Annotated in this window: 6 protein-coding genes; 3 read left to right on the top strand and 3 right to left on the bottom strand. The window is 70.8% G+C overall.

Annotated features, from left to right (window positions below; genetic code table 11):
* Window positions 1–140: 140 nt before the first annotated feature.
* Window positions 141–929 carry a pseudouridine synthase gene (locus D7W81_RS37040; RefSeq protein ID WP_120560091.1) on the bottom strand — a complete coding sequence of 263 codons (789 nt, stop codon included), beginning with the start codon at window positions 927–929 and terminating at the stop codon, window positions 141–143.
* A gap of 135 nt (window positions 930–1064) precedes the next feature.
* Here D7W81_RS37040 and D7W81_RS37035 point away from each other — a divergent pair, with 135 nt between their 5' ends.
* Window positions 1065–2348 carry a threonine/serine exporter family protein gene (locus tag D7W81_RS37035; protein WP_120560090.1) on the top strand — a complete coding sequence of 428 codons (1284 nt, stop codon included), beginning with the start codon at window positions 1065–1067 and terminating at the stop codon, window positions 2346–2348.
* A 13-nt stretch (window positions 2349–2361) separates the two neighbouring features.
* Here the strand turns inward: D7W81_RS37035 and D7W81_RS37030 are convergent, their stop codons facing one another.
* Window positions 2362–2778, bottom strand: a complete 417-nt coding sequence (locus D7W81_RS37030; RefSeq protein ID WP_120560089.1) for a DoxX family protein — start codon at window positions 2776–2778, stop codon at window positions 2362–2364.
* A 137-nt stretch (window positions 2779–2915) separates the two neighbouring features.
* Here D7W81_RS37030 and D7W81_RS37025 point away from each other — a divergent pair, with 137 nt between their 5' ends.
* Window positions 2916–4091, top strand: coding sequence for an AI-2E family transporter (locus D7W81_RS37025; protein ID WP_120560088.1), 1176 nt, complete (start codon window positions 2916–2918; stop codon window positions 4089–4091).
* Window positions 4092–4104: 13 nt separating this feature from the next.
* Here D7W81_RS37025 and D7W81_RS37020 read toward each other — a convergent pair whose 3' ends face one another.
* Window positions 4105–6291: a dipeptidyl-peptidase 3 family protein gene (locus D7W81_RS37020; protein WP_120560087.1), complete on the bottom strand. Its 2187-nt coding sequence runs from the start codon at window positions 6289–6291 to the stop codon at window positions 4105–4107.
* 159 nt (window positions 6292–6450) lie between these two features.
* Between D7W81_RS37020 and D7W81_RS37015 the strand changes: the two genes are divergently transcribed.
* Window positions 6451–8106 carry a S28 family serine protease gene (locus tag D7W81_RS37015; protein ID WP_120560086.1) on the top strand — a complete coding sequence of 552 codons (1656 nt, stop codon included), beginning with the start codon at window positions 6451–6453 and terminating at the stop codon, window positions 8104–8106.
* Window positions 8107–8671: the final 565 nt, after the last annotated feature.

Raw genomic sequence — 8671 nt, 5'->3', positions numbered from 1 at the left:
TCTTCCACGACCTCAAGCGCTTTCGCGCCGCCGCCACTCGTTACGACAAGACGGCGACCTGCTACCTCGCCGTCTTGCACGTTGCGTCCATGCTTCTCTGGCTGCGTTAATCAGGGACAGCCCCTAGTCCTCACCCGGCTTTAAAAACCCAGCCCCTCCGCCACCTCCGCGTCCGTCAGCTCGCGGCAGCGCCCTTCCGCCACGTCCAGCACCACGCGCCCCACTGCTTCCCGGTGCAGCGTGAGCACGGGGTGCCCCACCGCCGCGAGCATCCGCTTCACCTGGTGGTGCCGTCCCTCCGTGAGCGTGAGCGCCACCACGTCGGGCGCGCGGAGCTCCGCTTCCGCCGGACGCGTGGGGCCGTCCTCCAGCGTCAATCCCTCTCGCAGCCGCTTCAGCGCCGCTTCCGCGGGCGGTCCCTCCACGCGCGCCACGTACCGCTTGGGCAGGTGTGTCTCCGGCGCCGTCACGTGCCGCACCAGCCGTTCATCGTTGGTGAAGAGCAGGAGCCCCGTGGTGTCCCGGTCCAGCCGGCCCACCGCGTACCACTCGAAGCCCTGGAGCTCCGGAGGCAGCACCGCGCGCAGCCTGTCGAAGACGGTGCCCACGCCCTCCGGATCCGAGCCGTGCACCACCGGCCCCGCGGGCTTGTGGAACATCAGGCCCCGCACCCGGCGCGTCAGGGCGTGCTCCACGCCGTCCACGCGCACCCGCGTCCCCTCCCCCACGGGCGCGAACGGCTCGCGCTCCACCTGGCCGTCCACCTCCACGCGGCCGTCGCGGATCGCCTGCCCGGCTTCAACCCGGGGCAGCACGCCGGCCCGGCCCAGGGCTCGCGCCAGCCAGTCCGCGCCCGGTCCCGCCGGGGCTTCCGGTCCCCTGCGCCTCGCGGCCTCCAGCCACCGGGGTGTCCGTTGCTTGCGCGCCATGCGTCCTCCCGTGTTGCACCCGCTGTATCAGATGCGTCACGGCAGGGGATTCCCGGAGCACCGCGCACATTGAAGCGAACAGCAGGGCTTGCGGGAGGGCCCCGCGCCGTTTGACTCCCCCGGGCGGCTCTGCGCATGTGCGCGCCCGCCGTGTCCACGCGCCCTCCCGAAACCGCTGAAGCCCCGCCGGAGTTCGTCGCCGCGCTCGCTCCCCCGCCGCCCGGCCCCTCGGTGGCCTTCGTGCTGCGCCTGGGGCAGGCCCTGCACCGCCACGGCACGCCGGCCCACCGTCTGGAGGGCCTGATGATGCGGGTGAGCGAGCGGCTGGGCCTGGAGGCCCGCTTCTTCTCCACGCCCACCTCCATCTTCGCCTCGTTCGGCCCGCCGGAGGACCTGCGCACCAGCCTCATCCGCGTGGAGCCCGGCGACTTCGACCTGGAGCGGCTCATCCTCCTGGACATGCTCGCGGACGACGTCATCCAGGGGCGCCTCACGCCCACGGAGGGCGCCACCCGCGTGGAGGCCATCCTCGCCCGGCCGCCGCGCTACGGCCCGGCCCTGCAGCTGCTCTGCTGGATGCTGGCGGGGGCCTCCGCGGCGCTGCTGTTTGGCGGCGGCTGGAAGGAGATGGGCGTGGCGGGGTTCAGCAGCCTGGCCATTGGCGGGCTGGACCAGCTGACGCGCAAGCAGCCCACCACCGCGCGCGTGCTGGAGCCCGTGGCGGCCGTGCTGTCCGCCGCGTTCGCGGGGCTCGCGGCCCACTTCTTCGGCCCGCTGCACGGCGAGGTCGCCACGCTGGCGGGCCTCATCGTCCTGCTGCCGGGGCTCACGCTCACCATCGCCGTCAACGAGGTGGCCACGCGCAACCTCATCTCCGGCACGTCGCGCCTCACGCACGCCGCGCTGGTGTTCCTGCAACTGGGCTTCGGCGCGGCGCTGGGCAGCCGCGTGAGCACGCTGCTGCCCCCCGTGCCCACGCCCCCCCTGCCCACGGTGATGCCTCCGGGGGCCGCCGTCGTCGCGCTCGTGGTGGCGGGCTTCGCCATCGCGGTGCTCTTCCGCGCGCGGCCGCGTGACTGGGGGTGGATTGCCCTGGCCGGCGCCGCCGCGTTCATGGGCGCGCGGCTGGGAGCGCTGCTGCTGGGGCCGCAGCTGGGCGCCTTCGCGGGCGCGCTGCTGCTGGGCATGGGGAGCAACGCGCTGGCGCGGCTGCGCAACCGGCCCGCCGTCACCACCGTGGTGCCGGGGCTGATGCTGCTCGTGCCCGGCAGCGTGGGCTTCCGCAGCCTGGCGTCGCTGCTGGAGCGCGACGTGGTGGCCGGCGTGGACACGGCCTTCTCCATGCTGATGGTCGCGGTGGCGCTGGCGGCGGGCCTGCTGTCCGCCAACGCCATCATGCCCTCGCGCAAGGTGCTCTGAGGGTCCGGCGTCCTTAAGTCAGCCGCAGCAGGTACACGCCCGCGAGCGCCACGACGAAGTACGGCACCAGCACCGCCGCGCCCGCGTACTCCTTCGCCATGCGCTGGCCGAAGAAGAGCGCCAGCAACGACAGCGCGGAGAGCACCGCGCCCAGGTACGCGAGGAACGGATGGCCGTTCACCAGCAGCGCCACCGCGCCCGCCGCGCTCAGGGCCCCGGCCGCCAGCTCCATCAGCGTGATGACCGCCAGCATCGGCGTCACCACGCCCTTCAGGGGCGACTTGGAGAAGTGGCCGGTCAGCCATCCCAGGTTCCCCTTCCAGTCCACGACCTTGTCCAGGCCGGACTGCAGGAAGAGGATGGCCAGGAAGACGGCGCACAGGAGCTGCGGAAGCCAGAGCGTGAAGCGGGCGGAGTCGAAAGGCGGCATGCGCGCACTCTACCGCCCCCCTCGCCGCTCCCAAGTCCGGTGAGCAGGCGGGCAGGCAAGCCCAGGGGAATGTTCACGGGCGGTCCCAGCCGGGCAGGCTCCCGCCGACAGGTCCGGCTCCCTAATTTTGAAGGGCCATGGCCTCCGATCAGGTAGCGCGTCGCGTCTTCGTGGGTCTCATCCTCCTGTCCATCCTCCTCTTGTGCCTGGTCATCCGGCCCTTCGCGGAGGCGTTCTTCCTGGCGGCGGTGCTGGCGGGCACGTTCCATGGCCTGCACAAACGGCTGCGGAAGCGGCTGCGCGGCCACGGCAACGTGTCCGCGGGCCTCATCGTCACCGGCATCCTGCTGGCGCTGCTCCTGCCCCTGGGCGGCCTCACCGCCTTCGTCGTGGCGGAGGTGTCCGAGGGCGCGCGCTTCGTGACGCAGACCGTGCAGAAGGACGGAATGACGGGCCTGGTGGACAAGATGCCCAGCGGCATCCGGGGCCCCGTGAGCAAGCTCATCGAGCGGCTCCCGCTGGAGCAGGAGCAGATCGACCAGAAGCTCCAGGAGCAGGTGACGACCCAGGGCGGCACGGCCGCCAAGGCCGTGACGGGAGCGGTGGCGGCCACGGGCACGCTCGTCCTCCAGACGACGATGATGCTCATCGCGCTCTTCTTCTTCCTCACCGACGGCGCACGCCTGGTCCAATGGATTGAGAGCGTGTCGCCCCTCCGGCGCGGACAGACGCGGGAACTCCTGCACGAGTTCAAGAACACCTCCGTGTCGGTGCTCGTCTCCACCGTGGCCACCGCGGGCGTCCAGGCCGTGGCCGCGCTCATCGGCTTCCTCATCGTGGGAGTGCCCGCGCCGCTGTTCTTCGCGGGCCTCACCTTCTTCCTGGCCCTCATCCCCGCGGTGGGCGCCGCGGTGGTGGTGCTCTTCGCCGCGGGCCTGATGTTCCTCAGCGGCCACCCGTGGGCCGCGCTCTTCCTGACCATCTGGGGCGTCGTCGTGGTGGGGCTCGTGGACAACGTCGTCAAGCCGCTGCTGGCGAAGAAGGGCATGAACCAGCACGGCGCCATCATCTTCTTCGCGCTGCTCGGCGGCCTGGCGGCGTTCGGCACGGTGGGCCTGCTGCTGGGGCCCCTCATCGTCGCCTTCTTCCTCTCCGTGGTGCGCATCTACGAGCGCGACTACGGCCGGCCCAACCCCCGGCTGGGCGACCCGGCCACTCCGGGCGGGCCGCTGCCGCCGGGAACCCAGCGCGTCGTGCTCACCACGGAGTCCGGCACGCCCATCAAGGAAGCCGACACGCCGTCCAATCACTGACGGCCCGGATTCCTCAGGGCCTGGACTTCGCCGGCGCCGCTCCCTTCTTCACGGGAGTCGGCGCCGCGGCCGTTTCCGGCCCCAGTTCCTTGAACGCCTCGCGCACCGCGTCCGGTGAGCCCGTCACCTTCGCGGCGACGCGGCGGGCCTCCGCGGGAGACAGCCGGCCCAGCAGGCTGCGCTCCAGGTGCTGGTCCACGAAGGCCTGGGTGGTGTCCTCCTTCAGGTCCACCAGCTCCCCCTTCGCGTCCAGCACCGGCACCACGCGCGGCGAATTGAGCAGCAGCACCGTGGGCACGTCCACGGCCTTCACCCGGCGGGCGACCTCGTCGCGCAGCTTCGGGTCGAAGTGGATGCCCTTCTCTTGCACCAGCGCGCGGATGCCCTCGTAGTCACCGGTGGCCTTGATGACCATCAACTGCGAGAGCAGCTCGCCCACCGCCTCGCGCATCTTCGAGTAGTCCGGCACCGTGAGGTACGTGCGGCCGTTCTCCACCACCGGCTTCACCACGCCCTTCTCCTCCAGGAACGTCACCGTCATGTGGTGGCCGCGCTGGTGGTCCTCCTCGAACGCGTTGCCCGTCTCCACGCGGCGCAGGTTGGTGAGCCCCTCCACCAGGAAGTCGCGGTACATCTGCCGCGCGATGGCTTCGTGTTCAGCGGACAGCTCCGCGAGCGCCGGGTCGAACGCGTGCCACAGCGCGACCAGGTCCGCGCGCGCCTCCTCCAGCGTGTTGTCGTACTCCTTGAGGAAGACGGACGGTGACTGGCCCTTGAGCTTCGCGTCCACCTGACCGGAGGCGTGGCCCAGCACTTCATGGAAGGCCACCAGCCACTTGCGCGCGGTGACGGAGTACTTCCGGGCCTCCTCGCGGTCCTCCGCCGTGCGGGAGAACTCCAGCGCCAGGGGCAGCCGCGTCACGGCGGAGGCGGCGTCCATGACGTTGGTGATCATCACGCTCTTGCTGCCGTACTTCTCCCGGATGTGCTGCTCGTTGGGCAGGTTGATGCCCGCGGGCGGCTCCGGGTTGGACGTGATGAGGTTGATGGCCTTGGCCACCGGCAGCGCGACCTTCTTGCGGCGGTACTTCTCTGGCCAGGGCAGGCGGTCCTCGAAGTACTGGGCCTTCTGGCCCATGAGCACCATGATCTGGTTCTCCTGCGTGTCGCGGTAGTTGACCAGCGCCTCCCACTGTCCTTTGTGGCCGCGCGGGTCGACGTACGTCTCGATGAAGCCCAGGTTGGCGTCCACCTTCGGGTCCACCTTGAGCCACGCGATGTTGTACGCGTCCCAGTCCTTGGGGCTGCCCGTCTGGAAGTAGCGCACCAGCTTGCCCAGCGCGGCCTTCTGCGCGGGCTCCGCGGACTTCATCGCCTCCTGGAGGTGCGCGATGACGCGCGAGAGTTCCTTCGCGTACAGGCCCGGCTTCACCTTGCCGTCCGGCGTGCCCGCGCGGAACACCTGCTCCGTGAGCTTGCCGCCCTGCTTCACCACGCGCGAGTTGAGCGGGTACTTCTCCGTGAAGCCCACCAGGTCCTTCTCCGTCACGCCGGGGCCATAGGCGGTGTTGGAGGACGCGGTGAGGAGGTCCTGTCCCGGCGGCGGGGCCTTGGAGGTGAGCTGCGGCTCGAAGCTCGCGTCGAAGAGGGTGGGCTTCACTTCCAGGAGCCAGCCCTGGAGCGCGGCGTCGTCCTTCACCGTCCAGGGCGCGCCGGCCTTGAGGGCGCGCGAGGCGCCAGCGGCGAGCTGCTCCGCGGTGAAGCCCGGGACGAACTTCTGGCCGGTGGTGCTGTCGTGGTTGCCGCTGTGTCCGTAGAAGCGCAGCAGGTAGTCCGCCAGCTTCGCGTCGAAGCCGGACGCGGCGCTCTGCGCATCCCGGCCGAAGAGCCAGACGCCTTCCAGCAGCTGCTTCGCCGGCACCAGCTTCCAGCCGAGCTGATCCAACGCGATGTCCTCGCCCGCGTGCGCCGCGAGCGTCAGGGACCACGCCACGCGCTTCTCCGCCAGGGACAGCTCCGCGATGCCCGGCGCGAACATCTGGGCGACGGCGGTGTTGCCGGAGCGGGCGCGGAGGAACTTGCCCCCGGGCACGGTGAGGCTGGGCTGCGCGGCCTGCGCGAGCCCGGCGTCGGGCGCCGGAGACGTGGGCGGGGTGGCGGGCGCGGCGGCGAGGACGGCGGCCAGCAGCAGGGGCTTCATGGGGGGCTCCGGGAAGACGTGACTGGAGGTGGCTACCCTGCGCGAGGGGTGGACTCAAGCGGGCAGCCGTCCTGGCCGCCGAAGGTTGGACAAAGCGTGTGGCTGAGAGCGCCGTGACAGCGTCCTGCCCTAGGATGTCGGCCATTCCCTGGAGACTGCATGGCTCGCGTTGCTGGCTTCCCCCGTCTGTTGTTGGCCCTTCCCCTGCTGGCCGTGCTTGGAGGCCCGGTCGGCTGTGTCGATGACGACTCTGACGACCCGCGCCCCGACAGCGGCACCCAGATCGTGGACGCTGGCTCGGACGCAGGCTCCGGCGAGGAGGCCGATGCAGGCACCAACGCCGATGCGGGCACCGATGCGGACGCGGGCACGGACCCGGACGCGGGCACCGGCTCGGAGGACGCGGGCACCGACGGCGGCACGGTGGCGTGCACGCCGAGCGGCTGGGTGGATCAGACGCCGGACCTGAGCGTCATCGGCGACACGTCGCTGGACATCCGGGTCCGGCTGGAGGCCATCCCGGGCCTCACCGTGGACCAGGACCGGACTGGCGGCAACGTCCCCGCCGGCTACCGCTTCTTCATCCTGAGGTACAACCAGCCGGCGGATCACGCCCACCCGGAGTGCCAGCGCTTCGAGCAGCGAGTGACGCTGCTGCACAAGGCGGACGCCAGCCCGATGGTGCTCTCCACCAGCGGCTACAACGTCTCCACCGGCGTCGGGCGCAGTGAGCCTACGCAGTTGCTGTCCGCGAACCAGCTCGCGGTGGAGCACCGCTTCTTCCCGCCCAGCATCCCGGAGCCCGCGGACTGGAGCCACCTCACCATCCGCCAGTCCGCGGATGACTTCCACCGGCTCACCCAGGCGTTCAAGCCCATCTACACGGGCAAGTGGGTGTCCACCGGCGGCAGCAAGGGCGGAGAGACGGTGGTGTTCTTCCGCCGCTTCTACCCCAATGACGTGGACGCCACCGTGGCGTACGTGGCGCCCATTGCCCTGCGCAACGACGAGCGCTTCGTGACGTTCCAGGACAGCGTGGGCGGGGACGCGCAGCGTGCCTGCCGCGAGCGGCTGTGGGCCTTCCAGCACGAGGTGCTCTCGCGCCGGGAGCAGATGCTTTCCCTCGTGGATGCCTACGCCCAGGACAATGGCCTGACGTATTCGCAGCTGGGCCGGGAACTGGCGCTGGAGCACGCCGTCATCGAGACCTACTTCGCCTTCTGGCAGTACGACACCGCGGCGCGCTGCACCGCGAACATCCCCGAGACCACCGCGACGGATCAGGAGCTGTTCGACGCGATGGACTACGAGGTCGGCATCAATTCCTTCTCGGACCAGGGCATCACGCCGTACGCCGCCTACTACTACCAGGCCGCGGCGGAGCTGGGCTGGCCCCAGCCCTACGAGAAGCACCTGGGCTCGCTCATCCACTTCCCGGACACCGACACTGGCGAGGTGTACTCGCCGCCGGGCATCCCGTTCGTCTTCCGCCCGCAGGCCATGCCGGACATCCAGAACTGGGTATCCACGCAGGGGCAGCGACTGATGTTCATCTACGGCAGCTACGACCCGTGGACGGCGGCGGCCTACGAGCTGGGCGACGCGCAGGACTCCTACCTGTACACGGTGGCGGGCGGAAACCACGGCTCGCGCATCAGCCAACTCGCCGATCCGCAGCAGGCGGAGGCCAAGGCCACCCTCAACCGCTGGATGGGCCTCTCGCCGCTGAAGCGCGCTCCCAAGGTTCTGCTGTCGGAGGAGCCGCCCGTCTTCGGCCCCCACGTGCCGCCGCGCTTGCGTGCGGCATCGCACTAAGCAGGCCACCTGCAGTTCGTCGCTCCATCCTGCGACCGGGAACTCTCCGCGAGGCCACGCGCCTCGCGGAGCGCAGCGATGGGCCGCGACGGCGTGCTTGAGCGGAAGCCAGGAGGGTCCACGGCAGAGGCGCCTGCCAGGACCGACGTCGCCCAACTGGTCCGACTGTCGGACTACCAAGGCAGCCACAGGCAGAGCCGCCCTGCAGGAAGCGCCGTCGCCCAACCAGTCCGACTGTCAGACCGCCAAGGCAACCACAGGCAAGGGGCTCTGCCGGGAGCGACGTCGCCCAACTGGTCCAACTGTCGGACCACCAAGGCAACCACAGGCAGAGGCGCCTGCCGGGAGCGACGCCGCCCAACAGGTCCGACTGTCGGACCGCCAAGTCAGTCCCAGGCAGGGGGCTCTGCCGGAGGCGACGCCGCCCAACTGGTCCGACTGTCGGACCAGTTCGCGCCGCTTCGGCCCCGGGCGCGCTGGCTCAGCAGGGTGGCCGCTCGCGTCCATGTCAGACCCATCTGGTTGGATGGGCGAAGCATTGGCGAGGAGGGCGGCGGGGATGGTG

It is taken from the genome of Corallococcus aberystwythensis (assembly GCF_003612165.1).
GTDB lineage: Bacteria > Myxococcota > Myxococcia > Myxococcales > Myxococcaceae > Corallococcus > Corallococcus aberystwythensis.
Note: the sequence above shows the minus strand (reverse complement) of the source record. Positions and strands in the feature narration are given on the sequence as shown.